The following is a 24,749-nucleotide window of genomic DNA, read 5'->3' as shown; positions in this document are numbered from 1 at the left end:
CGCCCCGCATCGCTGATACGTTTCGGTCCCTACCATTCATGACCCGGCTTTCGTTTCCTCCAGGCCCGTCGTTTCTCGAACAGGCTGCCACGGCGACGTGGTACTTCCTTGACCACTGCGGCCCCGCCGCGTCGGCCGCGCACGTGGTCGTGCCGACGGCCGCGCAGATTCCCGGCGTGCGCCAGGCGCTCGATGCCGCGGCACGCGCGGCCGGGCAGCCGCGCCTGCTGCCGCGCGTGCTGACGCTGGGCCACTGGCTGCTGGACCTGCCTCCCGATCTCGATGCCGAACCGGCACCCGCGCGCAGCCACGCCGCGCGCCTGCTGGCCGTGCAGCAGGCCATTCGCGCGCAGGACTGGCTGCGCACCGCCTTCGGCGCCCAGACCGAGGGCGCCGCCTGGGGGCTGGCGCAGACGCTGCTGTCGATCAGCGACGAACTGAGCGCGCGATGGCTCGAGGACGCCGCCATTCGCGAGGATGACGACGTGGATGGCGACGACCGCGCCGCGCTGCTGCAAGGTGCGCTGCAGCGTACCTACGCCCATCTGTCCGAGCGGTTTCTTGGCCAGGAGGCCCAGATCGTGCTGGCCTTCTGGCAGATGCTGTCGGGCCCGGACGACCCCTTGCCGGCCCGTCGCCGTGCCTTGCAGCGTCTGGCGCAGCAGGTGGCCGGGCCGGTGGTGTGGATCGGCCCGACACCGCCCGAGCCCATCGAGGCCAGCTTCCTGCAGCAGGCCGGCGAAGCGGTGCCGACGCTGGAAGTGGGCTACGACTGGACCGGCGGCGAAGCGGCAGCCGACGCCGACTGGTACCAGACGCTGCTGGCGTTGTGGCCCGAGGCGCGCCGTGCCGAACCGGCGCAGCCGGACGGGGACGACGGCGAGGCTGGCGCGGATCGTGGTGCCGGCAGGCTGCCCACGGATGCCGCGCTGCCCGCGCTGCCCCGGACGCTGCCCGCGGCGCGCCCGCGCGTGCGGGTCATCGGCAGTGCCCGTTTCGAGGACGAGGCCGCGGCCGCGGCGGCCCAGCTCGTGCAATGGCTGAACGAGGGCCGCAAGCATGTGGCCCTGGTGGCGCACGATCGCGTGGTGGCGCGCCGCACGCGCGCGCTGCTGAAGCGGGCCGGTGCGCCGGTACGCGATGAAACGGGCTGGAAGCTGTCCACCACGCGCGCCGCTGCCGCGCTGATGCGCTGGTTCGACGTGCTCGTGCGCGACGGCGATACCGCCGCCTTGCTGGACCTGCTGAAGTCACCGTTCTGCCTGCCCGACGCCGCCCACCGTGGCGCGGCCATCGCGCTGCTGGAGCGGCAGATCCGGCGCGACGTGATTACCGGCGGCTGGACCCGGCTGCGCCACCTGTTCGCGGAGCGCGACGGGACGGTGGTGGCCGATGCCGAGGCCATGCAGGCCAGCGACGCGACGCTGCACGTGCGCGCCGCCGCGCGCGGCCTGATCGCCACGCTGGCCGATGAAGCCGGCCAGTGGCCGCGCGGCCATGCCCAGCAGCCGCTGTCGGTCTGGCTGGGGCGGCTCGATGCCACGCTCGATGCGCTGGCGATGCGTCCCGCGCTGGCCGCCGACGATGCCGGCCAGCAATTGCTCGATGCGCTGGCGCGGCTGGCGGAACTGGCCCACGACGAAACCGGCAGCCATGCCACGCTGAACCAGCAGGAATTCCGCGCCATGCTGGCCGCGCTGCTCGAAACGGTGGCCTACAAGGAACCGCTGGCGCAGAGCCAGTCGCGCATCACGATCCTGCCGCTCAACGGCGCGCGGATGCGCCGCTTCGACGGCGTGGTGGTCGTGGGATGCGATGACGCCCAGTTGCCGTCCAGCGCGGCCGAGCTGATGTTCTTCTCGAACCAGATGCGGCGCGAACTGGGCCTGGAAGATCGCGAGGCGCGCTTCGCGCAGCAGGCGCGCGACCTGGCCGAAGTGCTGCTCAACAACGACGACGTGGTGCTGACCTGGCAACGCTACGGCAGCCGCGGCGAGCCGCATCACGTGTCGGGCTGGATCGAGCGGCTGTCCGCCTGCTGCGCGCGCGCCGGGGCGCCGATCGAGGCCAGCGCCGCGCCGCAGCTGCTCGACACTTTCGCGCAGCCCGGCCATATGCCCGCGCCGGTCGCGCCGGAACGCGTGCCGGCCCGCTGGAGCGCGGCGGCGTACAACATGCTGCGCCGGTGTCCTTATCAGTTTTTCGCGGGACGCATGCTGGGCCTGGCCGGGCTCGAATCGCTCAACGACGACCTCGAAAAGCGCGATATCGGCAACCTGCTGCACCACGTGCTGCTGCAGTACCACCAGGAAGTCCACGACACCGGCGAGCGCGACGACGCCCGGCGGCTGGCCCGCCTGCAGCAGATCTCCGACACCGTGTTCGGCAAGCAGATCGCGGAGGACGGCAACGCGATCAGCTACTACCGCCGCTGGTGCGAGGTACTGCCGTCGTACGTGGCGTGGCAGGCCGCCCGCGAGGAAATGGGCTGGCACTGGCGCGGCGGCGAACTGGACGCCGGCGTCGATGTGGCGATGCCCGACGGCGTGCCGCTGCGGCTGGCCGGCCGGATCGACCGCCTCGACAAGGGTCCGGACGGCGCGCACGCGGTGCTCGACTACAAGACGCAGCCCGCCAGCCGCCTGCGCCGCAAAGTGGGCGATGCCGAGGAAGACTGCCAGCTGGCGTTCTACGGCCTGCTGCGCGCCGATGCCGTGGCCGGCAGCTGGGTGGCGCTGGAAGGCGTGAAGCAGGGCGGCCGCGACAGCGCCCCCGGCGCGCAGCGCGAAGTCGATCTGCCCGAATTCCAGGCCGCCGTGACGTGGCTGGAGCGTCAGCTGCGGCATGACGTCGGCCGTCTGCGGCAGGGCGCGAAGCTGCCCGCATTCGGCGATGCCGCCGCCTGTACCTATTGCGAAGCGCGCGGCCTGTGCCGCAAGGGCTTCTGGGAATCCACCGCCTTGCCGGATCTTCGCTCATGAACGCCAGTCAGGACATCCACCCCTATCTGCGCGATGGCCAGCCCGTGGGCGAGGCCGATTTCACACGCGCCGCGTGCGACCCGGCACGCTCGGTCGTGGTCGAGGCCTGCGCGGGCAGCGGCAAGACCTGGCTGCTGGTGGCGCGGCTGGTGCGCCTGCTGCTGGCCGGCGCCGCACCGCACGAGATCCTGGCCATCACGTTCACACGCAAGGCCGCCGAGGAGATGCGCGAACGCTTGCTGGAAGTGCTGTCGCAACTGGCCAGCGGGTCGGACGACGCCGTGCTGGCCCAGCTGGAAATGCGCGGCCTGTCCCCCGATGCCGCGCGCGCCGCGCTGCCGCGCGCCCGCCTGCTGCATGCGCAGGTGCTGGCATCGCCGGGCCGCATGGCCATCGACACCTTCCACGGCTGGTTCGGCACGCTGCTGCGTGGCGCGCCGCTGTCGTCGGGCATCGTGCCCGGTGCGTCGCTGCGCGAGGACGCCCTGCGCATGAAGCGCGAGGCCTGGGCGCCGTTCTGGCGCGCGCTGGCCCATCCGCAGCATGCCGATCTGCGCGAAGCCTATGAACAGCTGGTCGATGCGGTGGGCGACTTCCAGGCGCGCAGCCTGCTCGATCGCATGTTCCACGCGCGCAACGAGTGGTGGGCGTTCCGGGATGCCGGCGATCCGGCGCGGCGGCTCGCCCAGGATCTTGGCGATGACGCCACGGCCGACGTGCTGGTGGAGGCGCTGGCCGACGACGACTGGCTCGAGGAATGCGCGCAGCTTGCGCTGACCCTGGGCCGGGCCGGCAAAACCGAGCAGACCCACGCGTCGCGGCTGGTGGACGGCCTGCGCGCGGTCCGGGCCTGGCGCGATGCCGGCGCCGCGCCCGGCGACGCCGCCGCACAGGCCTTCGGCCAGTTGCGCGCCGCGTTTTTCACCGACGCCGGCAAGCCGCGCTCGATGAAGGCCACCGCCGCGCTGGTCAAGATCTGCGGCGGCGAAGGCGGTGCCGAAGACCTGATCGCCCGTGTGGCCGACCATTGCGCGCGGCTCGACGAGATCGCGGCCCGCCGCTGCGAGGCCGCCGTGCTGGCCATCAACCTGGCGCTCTACCGGCTCGGTGACGCATTGCTGGAACGCTACCAGCGATACAAGGGCGAGCAGCGCGCGATGGATTTCGCCGACCTCGAATGGCTGGCCGCGCGGCTGATGGCCGACGAGGAAACCGCCACCTATCTGCAGGTGCGGCTCGATGCGCGCTATCGCCACCTGCTGCTGGACGAATTCCAGGACACCAACCCGCTGCAGTGGCGCATCCTGCAGGGCTGGCTGGCCGGCTACCAGGGCCTGGGCGACAAGCCGACCGTGTTCCTGGTGGGGGACCCCAAGCAGTCGATCTATCGCTTCCGCCGTGCCGATGCGCGCCTGTTCGATGCCGCACGCGACATGCTGCAAGCCGAGTTTCGCGCCACGGTGCTGCGTACCAACCGCACGCGGCGCAATCGTCCCGAAGTGCTGGACTGGGTCAATGCGGTGTTCGATCATGCCCGCGCCGACGGACGGTATCCGCTCTACGAGACCCAGACCACCGCGCTGAAGGAACCCGGAGGCCCGGTCTGGCTGCTGCCGCTGGTCGAGGCGGAAGACGCCGCAGGGGCGGGCGCCGACGACGATCGGCCTGCCGGTGACCGCCATCGCGACACGCTGACGCAGCCGCGTGTGCAGCAGGGCGATTCACTGCGCTTCGAGGAAGGCCGGCGCGTGGCCGCGTGGCTGCACTATCTGCGCGAGCACGTGCCCGTGCGCGAGGGCGACGTGTCGCGGCCCGCCACCTGGCGCGACATGCACCTGCTGGTGCGCCGCAAGACCTATCTGCCCGACTACGAGCGCGCGCTGCGCGAAGCCGGTATCCCGTGCCTGAGCCCGCGCCGCGGCGGCCTGCTGACGACGCTGGAGGCGCTCGATATTTCGGCACTGCTGGCATTCCTGATGACGCCGGAGTCCGATCTCGACCTGGCGCATGTGCTGAAGAGCCCGATCGTTGGCGCCACCGACGACGACCTGATCCTGCTGGCGTCGATCGAAGGCGAAGGCGGCTGGTGGTCGCGCATCGCCAACGGGCTGCCCGAGCATGTGTCGGACGCGCTGCGCGCCGGCGTCGCCCGCTTGCGCGGCTGGCTGGCGCTGGCGCCGCACGAGCCCGTGCACGACCTGATCGACCATATCTACCACCACGGCGAGGTGCGCCGCCGCTACGCGGAGGCCGCGCCGTCCGCCATCCGCGAACAGGTGCTGGCCAACCTGGACGCCTTCCTGAAGCTGTCGCTCGACCTGGACGGCGGCCGCTACCCGAGCCTGCCGAAGTTCATCGACGAACTGCAGGAGATCCGGCGCGGCGACGAGGATGAGAGCCCGGACGAGGGCGGCATGGGCGAGGGCGTGGAAGACACCGAGGCCGAGCCCGACGACGCCGGCGACAGCCAGCTCGATGCGGTGCATATCCTGACCGTGCATGCGGCCAAGGGCCTGGAGGCGCCATTCGTGGTGCTGCTCGACGCCAACCACAGCGATCCGGCCGCCGACCGTGGCGGCATCCTGGTGGACTGGCCGCCGGCATCGTCCGCGCCGCGGCATTTCTCGGCCTACGGCAAGCGCAGCGAGCGCGGCCTGGCACGGGCGCCGATGTTCGAGGCCGAAGCCGCCCTGGCCGAGCGCGAGAACTGGAACCTGCTCTACGTGGCCATGACGCGCGCGCAGCAGGGTCTGCTGGTCAGTGGCGTCAAGGGCCGCGCCAGCAAGGCCGCCAGGGAGGAAGCCAACGGCGCCGAGATCGCCGGCAGCTGGTATGTGCGGCTGGCCGGGGCAGCCGTCGGCGACGAGGTGAGCGCCTATCCGGAGACCGGAATCGCGGCCGCCGACACCCTCGGCGCGGCCAGCGAGCGCGTGCGCTACACCGATTTCCGGCTGCGCTATCGCGGCGCGGACGACGTGGCGGCCGGGGAAGGCGCAGGAGGGACCGCTGAAGCGGTAGCCGAAGCCGGCTTCGAGGACGAGGCCGAAGCCACGGTGTTCGACGCCGAGGCTGCCGCGCATGGCGAACTGGTGCATGCGCTGCTGGAACGGCTGACGCGCTACCCGGAGGCCTTCGCCGGCGTGCCGGACGCCGCCACCGTGATGCGCTGGTTCCCGCTGGCCGGAGCGGGCGCGCCCCTGGCACGAGACCGCTGGCAGCGGCAGGCCGAGGCGGCGGTGGCCGACCTGCGCGCCATGCTGGCGGCGCCGGCGCTGCGCCCGCTGCTGTTCGCGCCCGACGCGGTGTCGGCGCGCAACGAGGTGGAGCTCTACGATGGCCGGGGCCGCCTGCTGCGGATCGACCGGCTGGTGGAGTTCGACGACCGCGTGGTCATCATCGACTACAAGCAGCGCCTGCTGCCGCAGGAACACGCCGCCTATGGCGCGCAGCTGGCGCGCTATGTGGCGGCAGTGCAGCCGGTCTTCCCGGGCAAGCGGATCGAAGCCGGCGTGGCCACGGCCGCCGGGGAATGGATCGATGCCGAAGTGCTGCGCGCTTCGACGCCCTCACGGACGTCTGCGCCAATCGCCACGACGCAGCAGGGGTCGTTGTTCTGATCCGCAAAAGAGGCGCAGAATAGGTGCTGGATTGCCGTGCGATGGCGGGTCTGCCGCGATCGGGCAGGAAGGCACTATTTTGTGGGATTTTCGCGAAGAACTTCGCGGGAAGACAGAAAAAGCAGGAAGAAGGGGGACGAGCCTGACCCTCGGCACTGGTGGAAAACGGCTGTGGCTGCTTCGTTCCCGACCTGACCAGGTTGACCGCGCCACCATGCGAGGAGGCCCGTCCGACCGGCATTGTAACCCAACCTGGCGCAACGTTTCCAATTTCGTTGTTCTACGAGGGTTGTTCGACCGGAGTTTGATCTGATACCGGGGTGTCGCCCGGCCATGCTGGCAGCATGGCGGACGGCATTTTCTGCCGACTTTTCATCCAGACAGGTTGGGGCATGAACGCAAACGACCAGATCCTCCGCGGCGCACTCGTGCCGCAAGACATCTCCATCGAAGTTCTTCAGGAAAAATACGCCAAGGGCGAGGAGCGCAGCATCGACGATGTGCGCCGTCGCGTGGCGCGCGCGCTGGCCGAAGTCGAGCCGGCCGATCACCGTGACACCTGGGCCGCGCGATTTCTCTGGGCGCTGGAAAACGGCTTCGTGCCGGCCGGGCGCATCAATTCCGCCGCCGGTACGGGCATCCAGGCCACGCTGATCAACTGCTTCGTGCAGCCCGTGGGCGATTCGGTGTCCGAGTCCCGGGACGGCAAGCCCAGTATCTATACGGCCGTGGCGCAGGCCGCCGAGACCATGCGGCGCGGCGGCGGCGTGGGCTATGACTTCTCGTCGATCCGGCCCGGCGGCGCGCTGGTGCGCGCCACGCATTCGCGCGCCTCGGGGCCGGTGTCGTTCATGAAGGTGTTCGATGCGTCGTGCGCCACGGTGGAGTCGGCCGGGGCGCGGCGCGGGGCGCAGATGGGCGTGCTGCGCTGCGACCATCCCGACATCGAGAGCTTCATCCACGCCAAGGATCGTGGCGACCTGACCAACTTCAATATCTCGATCGGCGTGACCGACGCCTTCATGCAGGCCGTGGAGGCCGACGAGGAGATCGAACTCGTGCACGAGGCCGAGCCGGGCATGGACGTGATCGCGGCCGGCGCCTACCGGCGCGACGACGGCCAGTGGGTATATCGCCGGGTGCCGGCGCGCCGGCTGTGGGACCAGGTCATGCAGGCCACCTACGACCACGCCGAGCCCGGCATCCTGTTCCTGTCGCGCATCAATGCGGACAACAACCTGTATTACTGCGAGACGATCGAAGCCACCAACCCGTGCGCGGAGCAGCCGCTGCCGTCGTATGGCTGCTGCTGCCTGGGATCGATCAACCTGACGCGCTTCGTGCGCCAGCCCTTTACCGACGAGGCCAGCTTCGACTTCGCCGCGTTTGCCGAAGTCGTGCGGGTGTCCACGCGCATGCTCGACAACGTGCTGGACGTCACGTTCTGGCCGCTGCCCGAGCAACAGGCCGAGGCGCAGGCCAAGCGCCGCATCGGGCTGGGCTTCCTGGGTCTGGGCAGCGCGCTGGTGATGCTGGGGCTGCGCTACGACACCGACGCGGCGCGCGCGCTGGCGGGGCGGATATCCGAAGCGATGCGCGACCACGCGTACCTGGCATCGGTGGAACTGGCCGACGAGAAGGGCGCCTTCCCGCTGTTCGATGCCGACGCCTACCTGCGCGGCGGCTTTGTCAGCCGGCTGCCGGACGCCGTGCAGACGGCCATTCGCAAGCACGGGCTGCGCAACTCGCACCTGCTGTCGATTGCGCCGACCGGCACCATCACGTTGGCCTTCGCGGACAACGCGTCGAATGGCATCGAACCTGCGTTCTCGTGGACGTACAACCGCCGCAAACGCATGCCCGACGACAGCTATCGCACCTTCGAGGTGGCCGACCATGCATGGCGGCTCTACCGCCATATGGGCGGCGACATGGATCACCTGCCGGACAGCTTCGTCACCGCGCTGCAGATGTCGGCGCTGGACCATATGCGGATGCTGGAAGCCGTGCAGCCGTATATCGACACCAGCATCAGCAAGACCGTGAACGTACCGGAGGACTATCCGTACGAAGCCTTCCGCAACCTGTACCTGGAAGCCTGGAAGGCCGGCCTGAAGGGGCTGGCCACCTACCGGCCCAACCAGGTGCTGGGCGCCGTGCTGTCGGTAGCGCCGTCCTCCGACGCGCCTGCGGTGGCAGCCACGACGCCGGGTGCACTGCAGAATGGCGACGATCCGCTCACCCGGCCGTTCGGCAGCCGTCCGCTGGGCGATCTGGAAGGCGTGACGTCCAAGGTCGAATACCTGACCTACGAAGGCCACAAGACCGTCTACCTGACCGTGAATTTCATGCGCGTCACGGGGACGGTGGACGGCCAGCCGGTCACGATCGAACGGCCCATCGAGTTCTTCATGCCGGCCGGCCAGCGTACCGAGGGGCAGCAGTGGATCACGTCCACGATGCGGCTGCTGTCGATGGTGGCGCGCTCGGGCGGCCCGATCGCCAAGGCGCTGGCCGACATGCGCAACGTGGTCTGGGACAAGGGCACCGTGCGCTATGGATCGGTGGTGCGGCAGGATGGCACCGAGGTACCGCGCTTCCATGACTCCGAGGTGGCGGCGCTGAGCTACGCGCTGCAGCGCATCCTGATCAAGCGCGGCTTCCTGGACGACGAGGGCGGCCAGGTGCCCGTGACGGCGCTGGCCGCCCGGCTGGCCCGGCGCGACGGCGGCGAGGCGGCGGTCGCACTTGCCCGGCCGACGACGCCGGCCCAGGCCGCGACGGCCGTGACCGGCATCGGCACCGGCAAGCCATGCCCCGAGTGTGGCGCGCATGCGTTGCACAAGGTCGACGGCTGCGCCAAGTGCGCCAACTGCGGCTACGTGGGCGAATGCGGCTGATCCGGCACTTACCGTAGTGGGCTGCCCGCAGTACATCGCCGTGCATCGGCGGGGCCGCCTCCATCACATTACCTATATCGAACGATCGTTTTAAGGAGTACGCTGCGCGCGAGGATGTGAGGTGCGCCAGACTGCCCCCGCACAAACCCTGATCCCTGAATCCGGCTCATCGGGTCGATGACCGGATTTTGGGCGGTGAGCCGGAACCCGTCCTTACAATCCCCTTTCTGTCCGGCGGGCGGCGCTTGCGTCGCCCGGCGGGGCACATGTCGTCCGGTTGTCCAGGCCCGTCAGAGGCAGGCAGCCGTATCAACCAGAGGAGGATTCAATCGTGTGGAGTCAAGTCTATGACCCGCTAGGCAGCATGGCGCTTTCGACCATCGCTGCAGGGGTTCCGGTCGCCGTGCTGCTTGCCGCGCTGGCGTTCTTTCATATGCAGGCGCACCTGGCGGCCGGCCTGGCGCTGGTGGTGGGCATCGTCGTGGCGTCGTTCGTGTTCGGCATGCCGGCGGCCATGGCCGGCAAGGCGGCGGGGCTCGGCATCGTGTCCGGCTTGTTCCCGATTGGCTGGATCGTCCTCAATATCATCTTCCTGCACCGGCTCACCACGATAAACGGGTCATTCAAGGTGTTGCAGAACTCGATCTCCGGCGTGACCGAGGATCGCCGCCTGCAACTGCTGCTGGTGGCCTTCAGCTTTGGCGCATTCTTCGAGGGCGCCGCCGGCTTCGGCACGCCGGTGGCCGTGACCGGTGCCATCCTGATCGGCCTGGGCTTCTCGCCGCTGGCCGCTTCGGGCCTGGCGCTGATCGCCAACACCGCGCCGGTGGCCTTTGGCGCGCTGGGTGCGCCGATCATCGGCCTGTCGTCGGTGACGGGCATCGACCAGGTGCAGCTGTCCGCGATGATCGGCCGCCAGCTGCCGTTCTTCTCGGTGCTGGTGCCGTTCTGGCTGATCTGGGCGTTCGCGGGCTTCCGCGGCATGCTGGCGATCTGGCCGGCCATCCTGGTGGCGGGCGTCAGCTTCGCCGTGCCGCAGTTCCTGGTGTCGAACTTCCACGGCCCGTGGCTGGTGGACGTGATCTCGGCGCTGATCTCGATGGGCTGCCTGACCGGCTTCCTGAAGATCTGGCAACCGAAGGAAATCTGGACGTCCACGCGCATCCTGGGCCGCCACGACGACTCCAAGGTCGATCATCCCGAGGCACTGGAAGCCGACGCGCGCGCCAGCGCCGCATCGGTGGGCATCTCGGTGGCCAAGGCCTGGATGCCGTGGGTGATCCTGACCGTGTTCGTGTTCGTCTGGGGCGTTCCCGAGTTCAAGAAGCTGATGGATGGCATCTGGCAGTGGAAATTCCCGATCCCGGGCCTGGACAAGGCCGTCATCAAGGGCCCCCCGGTGGTGCCGAAGGAAGTCGCCGAAGGCGCCGTGTTCAACTTCAACGTGCTGTCGATGGCCGGCACCGGCATCCTGGTGTCGGCGGTGGTGGGCGGCCTGCTGATGGGCTATTCGATCCCGCGCCTGTTCAAGGAATACTGGGAAACCATCAAGCTCGTGCGCTATTCGCTGCTGACGATCTGCGCGATGTTCGGCATTGGCTACCTGACCCGCTACTCGGGCCTGGACGCCACGCTGGGCCTGGCGTTTGCCCAGACCGGCGTGCTGTACCCGCTGTTCGGCACGATGCTGGGCTGGCTGGGGGTGGCGCTGACCGGGTCCGACACGGCATCGAACGTGCTGTTCGGCGGCCTGCAGAAGACCACGGCCGAGCAGCTGGGCCTGTCGCCGACGCTGATGGCGGCCGCCAACAGCTCCGGCGGCGTGATGGGCAAGATGATCGACGCGCAATCGATCGTGGTGGCGTCCACCGCCACCAAGTGGTACGGCCACGAGGGCGAGATCCTGCGCTACGTGTTCTTCCACTCGATCTCGCTGGCCATCCTGGTCGGCCTGTTCGTGACGCTGCAGGCGTATGTGCATCCATTCACGCAGATGGTGATTCACTGACGGCCGGCCAGCCCGATGTGACACGAAGCCCCGCCCCACGGCGGGGCTTTTTCGTGGGCGCCGGCCGGCCAGGGTTTGCCGGGCCGGCTGCCGATTGCCGAGGCCCGCCTTTTGCTACAATCGCCGCCATGAGTTATCAAGTTCTAGCGCGCAAATGGCGCCCACGGGATTTCACCACGCTGGTCGGCCAGGAGCACGTGGTGCGCGCGCTCACGCATGCGCTGGAACAGCAGCGGCTGCATCACGCCTACCTGTTCACCGGCACGCGCGGTGTCGGCAAGACCACGTTGTCCCGGATCCTGGCCAAGGCGCTCAATTGCACGGGCCCTGACGGCAGCGGCGGCATCACCGCCCAGCCCTGCGGACAGTGCAAGGCCTGCCTGGAGATCGATAGCGGTCGGTTCGTCGACTATATCGAGATGGACGCGGCGTCGAACCGTGGCGTGGACGAGATGGCGCAGCTGCTCGACAAGGCGGTCTATGCACCGACGGTCGGCCGCTTCAAGGTCTACATGATCGACGAAGTGCACATGCTGACCAACCACGCCTTCAACGCGATGCTGAAGACGCTGGAAGAGCCGCCCGGGCACGTCAAGTTCATCCTGGCCACGACCGATCCGCAGAAGATCCCCGTCACCGTCCTGTCACGCTGCCTGCAGTTCAACCTGAAGCAGATGCCGCCGGGGCATATCGTGTCGCACCTGGACCATATCCTGGGCCAGGAAGGCATCCACCACGACGGCAGCGCGCTGCGCCTGCTGGCTCAGGCTGCCCATGGGTCGATGCGCGACGCGCTGTCGCTGACCGACCAGGCCATCGCGTACAGCGCCGGCCAGGTGTCCGAGGAAGCCGTGCGCGGCATGCTCGGGGCGATCGACCAGAGCTTCCTGGTGCAGTTGCTCGATGCGCTGGCCGCCGAGGATGGCGCCGCGATGCTGGGCATTGCCGATTCGATGGCCGACCGCAGCCTGTCATTTGCCGGCGCGCTGCAGGACCTGGGCTCGCTGCTGCACAAGATCGCGCTGGCCCAGGCCGTGCCGGCATCGGTGCAGGACGAATGGCCCGAAGCCGAGGACGTGCGCCGCCTGGCCGGCCAGTTCGACGCGCAGGAAATCCAGCTGTTCTACCAGATCGCCAACCTTGGCCGCAGCGAGCTTGCGCTGGCGCCGGACGAATATGCCGGCTTCACGATGACGCTGTTGCGCATGCTGGCCTTCCGGCCGTCGGCCACGCCTGCCACGCCGGTGGGCGGGCAGGGCGGTGGCGGCCAGGCCGTGGCGCGGCCGCGTCCGGCCAGCCCGCCGGCCGCCGCGCCGCGTGCCATGCCGGCTGCGCCGGTGGCGCAGGCTCCCGACGCCGCGCCGGTGAAGGCCGCCGCACCGCAAGCGCCCGTGGCTCGGGCGCTTGCACCGAACGCCGAAACGCCGGTTGCCGATGTGGCAAAGGCAGTCGTTCCGCCCGTGCCCGAGCCGATAGCGGCACCGGTTGCAACGCCCATGGCAGCCGCGCCGGCGAGTGCCGAAGTCCCCGCATCCCCAGGCATTGCCGAAGCACCTGCCGCGCCTGCCAGCGGCCGCACCGCCATGTCTCCGGCTCGTGCCGCGCTGGAAGCCGCGCGACAGGCGTCGGCGGGCAAGGGTGCCTCGCGTCCGGCCGGCGCCAGCGCGCCGCCGATGGCTGGCGCCGCAGCCGCGTCCAGTCAGCGCCCGGCGGCCCAGCCGTTGCGTCCGCCCTCGGCTTCGCGCCCGGCGACCACGGCCGCACCCGCACCCGCACCCGCGCAACCGGCCCAGCCCACTGCGGCCGCACCGGCTGCGCCCGCCGCGCCCACCGTGCCTGTGACAGTCGCCCCGCAGGCCCCGGCCGCGTCGGAGTCCACGCGCGAGCGCCCGGCGCCTGCTGCCGCCAGGCCTGCCGGGCCGGCGCGGCCTGCTGCCGATGTGCCGCCGTGGGAAGCCGCCGGTGGCAGCGATGTGCCGCCGTGGGAAGCCATGCCGGCCGACATGCCGGTGATCGGCCCCTACGATAGCGATCCGGGCTTCGACCCTAACTTTGGCGGGTACGACAACGGGTTCGAATCGGAAAGCTTCGACCGCGCGCCCCGTGGCGCCGGACGTGCTGCCCCGGGCCAGTCCACCCAGCCTCAGGCCCGCAAGCCGGCGCCCGAGCCCGAGCGCGAGCCGGCGGTTGCGCTGGCACCGGCCGTGCCGCCGGTGGCGCCGAGCGCGTCCGACGACGGTACGCCGCCGGTCTTCACGGGCGACTGGCCGGCGCTGGCCGCCAGCCTGCCGCTCAAGGGCCTGGCGCAGCAGCTGGCGCATCAGAGCGAGCTGCACCGCGTGGTGGGCCGGACGTTGCATCTGCGCGTGCCGGTGGCGGCCATTGGCGAGGCCAATGTGGCCGAGCGCCTGCAAACGGCGCTCAATGAACACTTTGGCGTCGAGGTCCGCGTGCATTGCGAGATCGGCGCCGTCACCCATACCGCGGCGGCCGTCGAAGCCGCGGCGCGTGCCGAGCGCCAGCGCGAGGCCGAGGCCGAGATTGACCGGGACCCGTTCGTACAGGGCTTGCTGCGCGAATTCGGCGGGCAGATCGTGCCCGGCTCCGTGCAGCCGCGCGCTGCCTGATTTCGAGAGGCGGCCCGCCTGGATCGACACCATGCGGCGCCGTCCCACCCCATACACACATATCGAAGGAGTGATGCCATGATGAAAGGCCAACTGGCGGGGCTGATGAAGCAAGCCCAGCAGATGCAGGACAACATGAAGAAGATGCAGGAGCAGCTGGCCCAGATCGAGGTCGAGGGCCAGTCCGGCGCCGGTCTCGTGAAGGTGCTCATGACCTGCAAGAACGACGTGAAGCGCGTGACGATCGATCCGAGCCTGCTGGCCGACGACAAGGACCTGCTCGAAGACCTGGTCGCCGCCGCGTTCAACGACGCCGTGCGCAAGGCCGAGGCCACCACGCAGGAAAAAATGGGCTCGATGACCTCGGGCCTGCCGCTGCCCCCGGGCTTCAAGCTGCCGTTCTGATCGGCGTCCCCATGCGCGCAATGTTCCTGGCGGTGCCATGAAGGCGGCGCCGCCCACTTCGCTGCAGGCGCTGATCGAGGCGCTCAAGGTGCTGCCCGGCGTGGGGCCGAAATCGGCCCAGCGCATGGCGTATCACCTGCTGCAGCATGATCGCGACGGCGCGCGCAAACTGGGCGACGCGCTGCGTGGCGCCGCCGATGGCATCCGCCATTGCGAACGCTGCAATACGTTCACCGAGCAGGACATCTGCGAGACCTGCCGCGACCCCGCCCGCGACGCCGCGCTGCTCTGCGTGGTGGAAACGCCCGCCGACCAGGTCATGATCGAGCAGACCCTGACCTATCGCGGGCAGTACTTCGTGCTGATGGGGCGGCTGTCGCCGCTCGACGGCATCGGCCCGAAGGAAATTCATCTCGATCGCCTGCTGGCGCGTGCCACCGACCCCGAGTACGGCGGTCCGGCCACCGAGGTGATTGTCGCCACCAACTTCACCAGCGAAGGCGAGGCCACCGCGCACTACATCGGCGAAATGCTGAAGGCGCGCGGGCTCAAGGTGTCGCGCCTGGCGCGCGGCGTGCCGGTGGGGGGCGAACTCGAATACGTCGACGCGGGCACCATTGCCCGCGCCGTGATGGACCGGCGCACGCTCTGACCATGAACCTGGCGCGCTTCGATCTCGTGACGCTGGGCCTGTTCGTGGCCGTGGCCCGGCAGGGCAGCATCTCGGCCGGCGCGCGCCAGTCGCATCTGGCCGTGGCGGCCGCCAGCAAGCGGATTTCCGACCTGGAAACCGCCGTCGGCGCACCGCTGTTCTTCCGCCATGCGGCGGGCGTGCAGCTGACCGAGGCGGGGCAGGCCTGCTTTCACCACGCGCTGACCATCCTGCAGGACGTGGAGCGCATGGCCGGCGTGATGTCCGACTATGCGTCGGGCGTGCGCGGCCAGGTGCGCGTTTGCGCCAACACGTCGGCCATTACGCAGTTCCTGCCCGACGACCTGGCGCAGTTCATGCGCCAGCATCCCACCATCCGCATCGAGCTCGAAGAGCACAACAGCAGCGATATCGTGGCCGCGCTGATGGAAAACCGGGCGGACGTCGGCATCTTTGCCGACCGCACGCCTTGCACCGGCCTGGTCACGGTCGAATACCGGCAGGACGAACTGGTCATCATCACGCCGCCTGGCCATCCGCTGGCCCAGGACGGTCCGGTGCATTACGCCGATGCGCTCGAGTACGACTTCGTCAGCCTGCCCCAGGTGACGTCGCTGGCCGCGCGGCTGCTGGAAGAGAGCAGCCGGCTGGAACGCCAGTTTCGCCTGCGCATCCAGGTGCGCAGCTTCGACGCGATGTGCCGCATGGTGATGGCGGGCCTGGGGGTGGGTGTGCTGCCGCGCATCGCCGCCGAGCCGCATGTGAAGTCGATGGGGCTGTCGCTGGTGGGGTTGCGCGATGCCTGGGCGCGCCGGTCGTTGCTGATCGGCATGCGCGACCCAGCCGGCCTGACCGTGTCGGCCAGGCTGCTGATTGCCCACCTGTGCGGGGACCGCGCCCCGTTCTGAGCAGCGCCGCGCCGGGCTATGGGGTGGTCAAGCCCTCGTCGGCATACTCCACGCGGTCCCGTCCGTTGTTCTTGCCGCGATAGAGCGCCTGGTCGGCTCGCGAGATCATCCCGTGGATGGTGTCGCCGGGCTGCACGCTGGCCACGCCCAGGCTGGCGGTCATGTCTCCGGTTACCGAGAACGCCCGCTCGGACACCGTGCGGCGCAGCCGTTCGGCAAACTGCACGGCGACCTCGGGCGTGGCGTCGGGGCAGATGATCAGGAATTCCTCGCCGCCCCAGCGGCCCACGGTATCGGCATCGCGCGTGATTTCCAGGATGCGCTCGGCCATTTCCACCAGCACCCGGTCGCCGATCTGGTGGCCGTGGTTGTCGTTGATGGCCTTGAAGCGGTCTACGTCGATCAGGATGATCGAAAACAGGCTGCCGTCGCGGCGGTGGCGTTCCAGCTCGCTGATCAGCACCGCGTCCAGATGGCGCCGGTTGAACACGCCGGTCAGCTGGTCGGTCTTGGACAGCGCCTCGAGCTGCAGATTCTTCTCGACCAGTTCGGCCTGGGTGGCCTGGATCTGCGCAAAGGCCTCGTGGCTGCGCTGGATGGCGGCCCGCACCGTCAGTTCGGCCTCGGTCCGTTCGGCGATGATCAGCTTGAGCTTGCGCAACACCTGGTTGAACCCGTCGATGACGCTGTCGAACTCGGTACGGCCCAGCCGCGACAGTTCGTCGAGCTCGTCGCCGTGGCTCGACGCCAGCTGGAACAGCGCGCGCTGCAGGTGTTCCAGCGGGCGGAATACCATGCGCAGCCCAAAGGTCAGCAGCAGCACCAGCACCACGTCGATGGCGGCCACTTCGGTAATGCCCTGGATCATCGCCGCACGCAGCGCCCGGTGCATCGGCTGGCGCGAGAACCGGATCACGGCCGTGCCGATCGACTGCTCGCGGCGCGCGGCATCGATATTGGCCGGCGGGTAGATCCGCACCTCGCTCAGCACGTCGTGCGGTCCGGCCACGGTGCAAGGGGCGGTGCCCGGCGCGGCAGGGCGGCCGGCCATGGCATAGGATTCGTTGCCGTCGGGCGAGAACACGCAGGCCTCGGAGACTTCCGGGTGCACCAGCGTGGCTTCCAGGCGGGAGCGCAGGATGCCGACATTGAGCGCCCAGGCAGGTTCGGCCAGGCTCTGGCCCAGGCCATCCATGATTTCCGCGCGGGTCCGCTCGAAGCGGCGCGCGAGTTCCTGCTGCAACTGCCACTGGCGATGCGCGGCAAAGGCCCCCAGCGTTGTCGTGGTGACAACGATGAACAGCACGATCATTCTGTTCCGGATCGACTGAACCGGGGGCAGCAGTGGCATGAAGGGCTCGTTCCTGGAGGATTCAGGGAGGGATTCTATTCATCCACTGCCTTGTTGAACAGCGCGCGGAAGCGGGCCAGCTCCGGATGCGACGCCTCGTACTGCTTGCTGAAGCCGATATGCACGGTCTCTGTCTTGATGTTCAGCACGCGCCTGGACTTGTAGCGCATGCGTTCGGGCAGGCCGCGCGCCTCCAGCGTGACCAGTGCCTCGTTCAGGACCACGCTGGGATTGACCACGCAGTCGATCTCTCCTACCAGCATCTTCTTGACCAGGTCCTGGAACTCGTGGCCCTCGACAACCTCGATCCGGCCTTCCCGGGCGAACTGGAAGAAGCGCGGCCCCGGGGCCAGGTAGCCACGCTGGTTGCCGAACTTCAGGCCGGCGAAATCGTCGGGATAGGTGCGGAAGGTACGGCCTTCCACGGCATCGCGATTGCAGTGGACGGCCACGTCCTCGGCGTAGAACGCCTTCGAATGGTTCAGGTAGGGCCGTTCCTTCGGACGGTAGTAGACGCCCAGGATGCCGGCGCTGTTGCCGGACTTGGCCTCCTCGACCACGCGCGCCCATGAGGCGAAGCGGATTTCGACCCGGTATTCGGGCGGCAGCCGTTTCAGCACGCGCTGCACGCTGTCGATGTAGGCGCCCCGCGGCACGCCGTTTTCCTCGTAGGACAGCGGCCGCTGGGCGGCTTCGGAATACAGCACGATGGTCGTCGTGGCGGGCGTCTGCGCCGGCGCGGACGTGGCCATCCAGCCGGTGCAGGCGGCGCAGAGAATCCGGCAGAAGCGGAAAAATCGCATGGTGACGAAGCCGCGGAGGGTGGGTGGCGGGCGCGCAGCGTGCCGGAACGGTGCCGGAACTGCGCCCGGGAGGTGTCCCGGATAACGGCAACTCCGGACCGGAAGTTGACCCATCCCCTCGTCAGGGTTAGCCCCAATCTTTCGCATTCCGAGATAGCCCGCTTTCCGGAATGCCGATTCCGCGTCACCCCGAAGCTGCGGCACACTCCGTCGAAACAAAGCCAAATCCCCCGCACGGGTCAGTTTCACGGAGACATTTCCAGCATGGCGCAACAGATTCTCAATGGCATCAAGGTCCTCGAACTGGGCCAGTTGATCGCCGGCCCATTTGCCGCCAAGACCCTTGCCGATTTTGGGGCGCACGTGGTCAAGGTGGAACCGCCCGGCCAGGGCGATCCGCTACGAAAGTGGCGCATGCTTCACGAAGATACGTCGGTCTGGTGGGAAGCCCAGTCCCGCAACAAGCAGTCGGTCGCCATCGACCTGCGCCAGCGCGAAGGGCAGGACCTCGTGCGCCAGCTGGCCGCCGAGGCCGACGTGCTGATCGAGAACTTCCGTCCGGGCACCATGGAAAAGTGGGGCATGGGCTGGGATGTGCTGCACGCGGCCAACCCCAGGCTGATCATGCTGCGCGTGTCGGGCTACGGCCAGACCGGCCCGAAGCGCGACGAGCCCGGCTTTGCCGCCGTGGCCGAGGCCATGAGCGGGCTGCGCTACCTGACGGGCGAACCGGGCCGGCCGCCCGTGCGCGCCGGCCTGTCGCTGGGCGACACCATTGCCGGGCTGCATGGCGCGCTGGGCGTGCTGCTGGCGCTGTACGAGCGCGACGCGCGCGGCGGCAAGGGCCAGGTCATCGACGTGGCGCTTTATGAGTCGCTGTTCAATCTCAGCGAAAGCCTGCTGCCCGAGTATTCGGCATTTGGCGCGGTGCGCCAGCCGGCGGGCGGGGCGCTGCCGGGCATCGCGCCGTCCAATGCCTATCCGTGCGGCTGCGGCGAATACGTGCTGATCGCCGCCAATGGCGACGCGATCTTCAAGCGGCTGATGGCCGCGATGGGGCGCGACGACCTGGGTGAGGACCCGGACCTGGCGCGCAACGACGGCCGCGTCAAGCGGGTGGACGAAATCGACGCCGCGATTGCCGCCTGGACCCGCACGCAGACGGTGGCCTCGGCGCTGGAAGTGCTGCGCGCCGCCGACGTGCCGTCCGGTCGCATCTATACGGTCAAGGACATCGCCGAAGACCCGCATTACCGCGCCCGCGAAGTCATCGAGACGGTGACGTCGGCCAAGGGCCTCACCGTGGAGGTGCCGGGCGTCTTCCCGAAGCTGTCGAGCAATCCCGGTGCCATCCATGACCGGGCGCCCACGCTGGGCGAGCATACCGACAACGTGCTGGCGCAGGCCGGCTTCGACGCGGCGGCCATTGCCGACCTGCGCGCCCGTGGAGTGATCGCATGAGTCAACCATTCGCCCAGTCCTACCCGCTGGCAGGGCCGGCGCGCATCGAAATCAACGACGTGGCGCCGCGCGACGGGCTGCAGATCGAGCCGTTCGTGGTGCCCACCGAAGGCAAGGTCGCCTTCGTCAACGCGCTGGCCCATTGCGGGTTTGCGCGCATCGAGGCGACCTCGTTCACGTCGGCCCGGGCCATTCCCGCACTGGCCGATGCCGAGGCCGTGATGCACCAGATCGAGCGCGTGCCAGGCGTGCGCTACACGGTGCTGGTGCCGAACCTGCGCGGCCTGGAGCGCGCGCTGTCGTGCCGTCCGGACGAAGTGAACCTGGTGATGTCGTCCAGCGAGACGCATAACCGCGCCAACCTGCGCATGACGCGCGAACAGTCGAAGGCCCAGTTGCTGGCGATGATCGACGAGGCCGGCAAGGCCGGCGTGCCGGTGAACGTCTCGCTGTCCACGGTGTTTGGCTGCCCGTTCGAGGGCGAGGTCAGCGACGCCGACGTGATGGCGCTGGCGCGCACGTTTGCCGACGCCGGCGCGGCCGGCATCACGCTGTGCGACACCACGGGCATGGCCTATCCGACCCAGGTGGCCGCGCTGTGCGAGACGTTCCAGCGCGCGCTGCCGCAGACCGGCCTGACGATCCACCTGCACAACACGCGCGGCATGGGCCTGGCCAATGCCATCGCGGCCTGGCAGACCGGCGTGACGCGCTTCGACGCGGCGGCCGGCGGCCTGGGCGGCTGCCCGTACGCGCCGGGCGCCAGCGGGAACGTCAGCACCGAGGAACTGGTGCATATGTTCGCGGCGATGGGCGTCGATACCGGCGTCGACCTCGACGCGCTGCTGAACGTGGTGGGCGGGGTGTCGGAACTGGTGCAGCGCGACGTGCCCAGCCAGCTGCTGCGCGCCGGCCCGCGCCTGCGCACGCACCAGCCGCCCGCGTGGATGGCGGAGTTCTTCGCCAACGCGTAACGGATCGGCGCCAGAACAACAAGGATTTCGGGTCCCCCAAACAAGACATACGGAGACAAAGCATGAAACGCAACCTCATCGGCGCTTGCGCCGCGCTGGCCGCTGCCGGCCTGACTTTCGGCACCGCCGTCCAGGCACAGGACGGCACCTATCCCAATCGCCCGGTCATGCTGGTGGTGTCGGCGGCCGCCGGCGGCACCACCGACCTGGCTGCGCGCCTGATCTCGGAGCCGCTGTCCAAGGCGCTGGGCCAGTCGGTGGTGGTCGACAACAAGCCGGGCGGCAACGGCACCATCGCCGCGCAGGCCGTGCAGCGCGCCAAGGCTGACGGCTACACGCTGCTGGTGCAGTACTCGGGCTACCACGTGATCACGCCGCTGCTGACCAAAACGTCGTGGGACCCGGTCAAGGATTTCCAGCCCGTGGCCAACCTGCTGTCGGCGCCGCAGGTGCTGGTTGTGCGCCCCAGCCTGCCGGTGAAGTCGCTCAAGGAACTGGTGAGCTACGCCAAGGCCAATCCGAACAAGCTCAACTACGCGTCGTCGGGTAACGGGTCGCTGCAGCACGTGTCCACCGAACTGCTGAACCAGATGGCCGGCATCCAGATCACGCACGTGCCGTACAAGGGTACCGGCCCGGCCATGACCGACCTGCTGGGCGGCAACGTCGACATGACGATCACCACGCCGCCGCCGCTGATGGGCCATATCGCCGCCGGCAAGCTGCGCCCGCTGGTGGTGACGAGCAAGTCGCGCCTGGAAAGCCTCAAGGACGTACCGTCGGCCCCGGAAGCGGGCTACCCCGACCTGGACGTCTCGTCGTGGTTCGCCATGTACGCGCCGGCCGGCACGCCCAAGGCCGTGGTGGACAAGCTGACCACCGAGATCGAGAAGATCATGAAGACCGAGGCATTCCGCAAGAAGGCCGAGGAACTGGGCGCCGAGGCGAAGTACATGAACCCGCAACAGCTCGACCAGTACCAGAAGGCCGAACTGCAGCGTTGGGCCAAGGTGATCAAGTCCGCCAACATCCACGCGGAATAAGCCGCCGGGCAGGGCAGGCAAGCGGCTGGCAAGCGCGCGGCTGCCTCATTGTGCCGACATTAGGTGTTGATCCCGATGCAGACACTGGCTGTGTCCGGTAGCATCGCCGGGAGCCGCTTGGGCGGCGTCCCGGCTTTCGTGCGTCGGCACGCGGCGCGCCCTCATCCAAACAGAAGCAGGAATCGGAAAAGGCAGGAGACCCCCATGTACAACAAACCTTTCTGGAAGCAGTTGCTGATTGCACTGGCACTGTTCCTGGCCGGCTGGTTCACGTTGGGCAGCGCCTTTGCGCAGGGCAAGCCCGAGAAGCAGAAGGTGACCATCGCCGTGGGTGGCAAGAACCTGTTCTACTACCTGCCGCTGACGATTGCCGAGCGGCTGGGCTATTTCAAGGAAGAAGGGCTCGACGTGGAGATCGTCGACTTCGCCGGTGGCGCCAAGGCGCTGCAGGCCGTGGTGGGCGGCAGCGCCGACGTGGTGTCGGGAGCCTACGAGCACACCATCAACCTGCAGGCCAAGGGCCAGCACTACCAGGAATTCGTGCTGCAGGGGCGCGCCCCGCAGATCGTGCTGGTGACGTCGAACAAGACCATGCCCAACTTCAAGTCGATTGCCGACCTGAAAGGCAAGAAGATCGGCGTGACCGCCCCGGGTTCGTCGACCAACATGATGGCCAACTTCGTGCTGGCCAAGGCCGGGCTGAAGCCGTCGGACGTGTCGTTCATCGGCGTGGGCGCCAGCGCCGGCGCGGTGGCCGCGATGCGCTCGGGGCAGATCGACGCCATGGCCAACCTGGACCCGGTGATCTCGATGCTGACGCAGAAGAACGAGGTCAGGATCGCCTCGGACACCCGTACGCTCAAGGAAACGCAGTCGGTGTTCGGCGGCAACATGCCGTCGGGCTGCCTGTATGCGTCGACGAAGTTCATCGAGCAGAACCCCAACACGACCCAGGCGCTGACCAACGCCATGGTGCGCGCGCTGAAGTGGCTGCAGGCGGCCGGCCCGTCGGACATCGTCAAGACCGTGCCGGAGAGCTACCTGCTGGGCGACCGCGCGCTGTACCTGGCGGCCTGGGACAAGGTGAAGGAAGCGATCTCGCCGGACGGCCTGATGCCGGCCGATGGCCCGAAGACCGCGCTGAACACGCTGCAGCAGTTCGATCCCGACCTGAAGGGCAAGGCGATCAAGCTGGATGGCACTTTTACGAATTCGTTCGTGCAGAAGGCCAACGCCAAGTACAAGTAAGCATTGCGCCCCGTCCGGGGCGTCTTTCGTCGCCCGCCGCGCCCGCCCTGCATGGGCGCCCGGCGGGCGAAACGTTTCTCAGAGTCATGCCGTCATGAGCACGCCTGCACTTTCCCTTGAAAACGTGACATGCACCTTCGTCTCGCGCGAAGACCGCTCGCAGCGGTATACCGCTGTGCGCGATGTCACGATGTCCATCCAGCCTGGCGAATTCCTTTCCGTGGTGGGGCCTACCGGCTGCGGCAAGTCCACGCTGCTGAATGTATCGGCCGGCCTGCTGGAGCCGTCCAGCGGCACCGTGCGGGTCTTCGGCGAGCCGTTGCACGGCATCAACACCCGCGCCGGCTACATGTTCCAGGCGGAAGCCCTGATGCCGTGGCGCAGCGCGCTGGACAACGTGATCGCCGGCCTGGAATTCCGTGGCGTGCCGCGCGCCGACGCCGTGGCGCAGGGCGAGGAATGGCTGCGCCGCGTGGGCCTGGGCGGGTTTGGCGACCGTTATCCGCACCAGTTGTCGGGCGGCATGCGCAAGCGCGTGAGCCTGGCGCAAACGCTGGTGATGGACCCGGACATCATCCTGATGGACGAGCCGTTCTCGGCGCTGGACATCCAGACCCGCCAGCTGATGGAAAACGAAGTGCTGGACCTGTGGGCCGCCAAGCGCAAGGCCGTGCTGTTCATCACCCACGACCTGGACGAGGCGATTGCGATGAGCGACCGCGTGGTGGTGCTGTCGGCCGGCCCGGGCACCCATCCAATTGGCGAATTTACGATCGACCTGCCGCGTCCGCGCGATGTGGCCGAGATCCGCAACCATCCGCGCTTCGTGGAGCTGCACGCCGCCATCTGGGACGTGCTGCGCGAGGAAGTGCTCAAGGGCTACGCGCAGCAGCGCAAGGTGGCCTGATTTACCGGACCGGACAATAACAAGATCATGGCTTTTCGTGCTGATTCCAAAGGCATGCTGCGCGTCTGGCAGCTGCTGCTCCTGGTGGTGATCCTGGTCGTGTGGCACGTCGCCACGCGCGCGCAGGAGGTGGCGTTCTTCTTCGGCGAACCATTGATGGTGGCGCAGCGGATCTGGAACTGGTTCGTCGTCGAACGCGATATCTATATCCATCTGGGCGTGACCCTGCTGGAAACCGTGCTGGCCTTCGGCATCGGCACCGTGGCCGGGCTGGGCGTGGGCCTGTGGCTGGCGCTGAGCCCGTTCACGTCAGCCGTGCTCGATCCCTACGTGAAGGCCGCCAACTCGATGCCGCGCGTGATCCTGGCCCCGATCTTCGCGGTCTGGTTCGGCCTCGGCATCTGGTCGAAGGTGGCGCTGGCCGTCACGCTGGTGTTCTTCATCGTGTTCTTCAACGTCTACCAGGGCGTGAAGGAAGTGAGCCCGGTGGTGCTGGCCAACGCGCGCATGCTGGGCGCCAACAAGCAGCAGCTGCTGCGCCATGTGTACCTGCCCAGCGCCACGAGCTGGGTGTTCTCGTCGCTGCATACCTCGGTGGGCCTGGCGTTCGTGGGGGCGGTGGTGGGCGAATATCTGGGCTCGGCGCGCGGCGTCGGCTACCTGATCCTGCAGGCCGAGGGCACGTTCGACATCAACACGGTGTTTGCCGGCATCGTGGTCCTGACGGCCTTTGCGCTGGTGCTGGACTGGATGGTGACGGCGGGCGAAAAGCGCCTGATGAAGTGGCAGCCGCAGAGCGGCGAGACGGAGAAACTCTGATAGTTCGTTGAGGGTTTTCTTCCCTCTCCCGCGTGCGGGAGAGGG

16 protein-coding genes and 1 other RNA gene are annotated in these 24,749 nt (G+C 68.6%); 14 read left to right on the top strand and 3 right to left on the bottom strand.

The annotated features are described in order from the left end of the window. The first annotated feature begins 38 nt into the window (after positions 1–38). On the top strand, positions 39–2,981 hold the full coding sequence (locus D9X30_RS26255) for a PD-(D/E)XK nuclease family protein (RefSeq protein WP_153945301.1): 2,943 nt from the start codon (positions 39–41) through the stop codon (positions 2,979–2,981). Continuing rightward, positions 2,978–6,598 carry a UvrD-helicase domain-containing protein gene (locus D9X30_RS26250; protein ID WP_153945300.1) on the top strand — a complete coding sequence of 1,207 codons (3,621 nt, stop codon included), beginning with the start codon at positions 2,978–2,980 and terminating at the stop codon, positions 6,596–6,598. Before D9X30_RS26255 ends, D9X30_RS26250 begins: the two co-directional genes overlap by 4 nt. A 132-nt stretch (positions 6,599–6,730) precedes the next feature. On the opposite strand, the gene ffs is transcribed toward D9X30_RS26250, so the two are convergent. Next, positions 6,731–6,829, bottom strand: an RNA gene (ffs, locus tag D9X30_RS26245) — signal recognition particle sRNA small type. 161 nt (positions 6,830–6,990) lie between these two features. On the opposite strand from ffs, the gene D9X30_RS26240 reads away from it, so the two are divergent. From D9X30_RS26240 to D9X30_RS26215, 6 genes are all read left to right on the top strand, one after another. Beyond that, a complete protein-coding gene (locus D9X30_RS26240) occupies positions 6,991–9,498 on the top strand; it encodes an adenosylcobalamin-dependent ribonucleoside-diphosphate reductase (RefSeq protein WP_153945299.1) in 2,508 nt (835 codons plus the stop codon). Positions 9,499–9,829: 331 nt separating this feature from the next. Continuing rightward, on the top strand, positions 9,830–11,506 hold the full coding sequence (locus tag D9X30_RS26235) for an L-lactate permease (protein WP_249641091.1): 1,677 nt from the start codon (positions 9,830–9,832) through the stop codon (positions 11,504–11,506). A gap of 128 nt (positions 11,507–11,634) precedes the next feature. After that, positions 11,635–14,133, top strand: a complete 2,499-nt coding sequence (locus D9X30_RS26230; protein WP_153945297.1) for a DNA polymerase III subunit gamma/tau — start codon at positions 11,635–11,637, stop codon at positions 14,131–14,133. Positions 14,134–14,211: 78 nt separating this feature from the next. Further along, on the top strand, positions 14,212–14,538 hold the full coding sequence (locus tag D9X30_RS26225) for a YbaB/EbfC family nucleoid-associated protein (RefSeq protein WP_092594129.1): 327 nt from the start codon (positions 14,212–14,214) through the stop codon (positions 14,536–14,538). 37 nt (positions 14,539–14,575) lie between these two features. Further along, positions 14,576–15,190 carry a recombination mediator RecR gene (recR, locus tag D9X30_RS26220; protein WP_153945296.1) on the top strand — a complete coding sequence of 205 codons (615 nt, stop codon included), beginning with the start codon at positions 14,576–14,578 and terminating at the stop codon, positions 15,188–15,190. Between the two features lie 2 nt (positions 15,191–15,192). After that, entirely contained in the window at positions 15,193–16,098 is a 906-nt protein-coding gene (locus tag D9X30_RS26215; protein ID WP_153945295.1) for a LysR family transcriptional regulator, read from the top strand. 16 nt (positions 16,099–16,114) lie between these two features. Here D9X30_RS26215 and D9X30_RS26210 read toward each other — a convergent pair whose 3' ends face one another. Continuing rightward, positions 16,115–17,449 (bottom strand): GGDEF domain-containing protein, encoded by a 1,335-nt coding sequence (locus tag D9X30_RS26210; protein WP_153945294.1) that lies wholly within the window; start codon positions 17,447–17,449, stop codon positions 16,115–16,117. Positions 17,450–17,484: 35 nt separating this feature from the next. Beyond that, positions 17,485–18,252, bottom strand: coding sequence for a substrate-binding periplasmic protein (locus D9X30_RS26205; protein ID WP_194946425.1), 768 nt, complete (start codon positions 18,250–18,252; stop codon positions 17,485–17,487). 264 nt (positions 18,253–18,516) lie between these two features. Here D9X30_RS26205 and D9X30_RS26200 point away from each other — a divergent pair, with 264 nt between their 5' ends. From D9X30_RS26200 to D9X30_RS26175, 6 genes are all read left to right on the top strand, one after another. Beyond that, complete coding sequence (locus D9X30_RS26200; RefSeq protein ID WP_194946424.1) at positions 18,517–19,713, top strand: CaiB/BaiF CoA transferase family protein; 1,197 nt, start codon at positions 18,517–18,519, stop codon at positions 19,711–19,713. Further along, on the top strand, positions 19,710–20,687 hold the full coding sequence (locus D9X30_RS26195) for a hydroxymethylglutaryl-CoA lyase (protein ID WP_153945292.1): 978 nt from the start codon (positions 19,710–19,712) through the stop codon (positions 20,685–20,687). Before D9X30_RS26200 ends, D9X30_RS26195 begins: the two co-directional genes overlap by 4 nt. 62 nt (positions 20,688–20,749) lie before the next feature. After that, positions 20,750–21,730 (top strand): Bug family tripartite tricarboxylate transporter substrate binding protein, encoded by a 981-nt coding sequence (locus D9X30_RS26190; protein ID WP_153945291.1) that lies wholly within the window; start codon positions 20,750–20,752, stop codon positions 21,728–21,730. 204 nt (positions 21,731–21,934) lie between these two features. Further along, positions 21,935–22,978 carry an ABC transporter substrate-binding protein gene (locus tag D9X30_RS26185; protein WP_153945290.1) on the top strand — a complete coding sequence of 348 codons (1,044 nt, stop codon included), beginning with the start codon at positions 21,935–21,937 and terminating at the stop codon, positions 22,976–22,978. Between the two features lie 94 nt (positions 22,979–23,072). Further along, positions 23,073–23,885, top strand: coding sequence for an ABC transporter ATP-binding protein (locus tag D9X30_RS26180; RefSeq protein WP_153945289.1), 813 nt, complete (start codon positions 23,073–23,075; stop codon positions 23,883–23,885). A 27-nt stretch (positions 23,886–23,912) separates the two neighbouring features. Then, the gene (locus D9X30_RS26175; protein ID WP_153945288.1) at positions 23,913–24,704 is read left to right on the top strand and encodes an ABC transporter permease; all 792 of its coding nucleotides are present in this window, start codon (positions 23,913–23,915) and stop codon (positions 24,702–24,704) included. Positions 24,705–24,749: the final 45 nt, after the last annotated feature.

Source organism: Cupriavidus sp. U2 (genome assembly GCF_009663685.2).
GTDB lineage: Bacteria > Pseudomonadota > Gammaproteobacteria > Burkholderiales > Burkholderiaceae > Cupriavidus > Cupriavidus necator_C.
The sequence above is the reverse complement of the archived record's forward strand: the minus strand, read 5'-3'. Positions and strand labels throughout refer to the sequence as shown.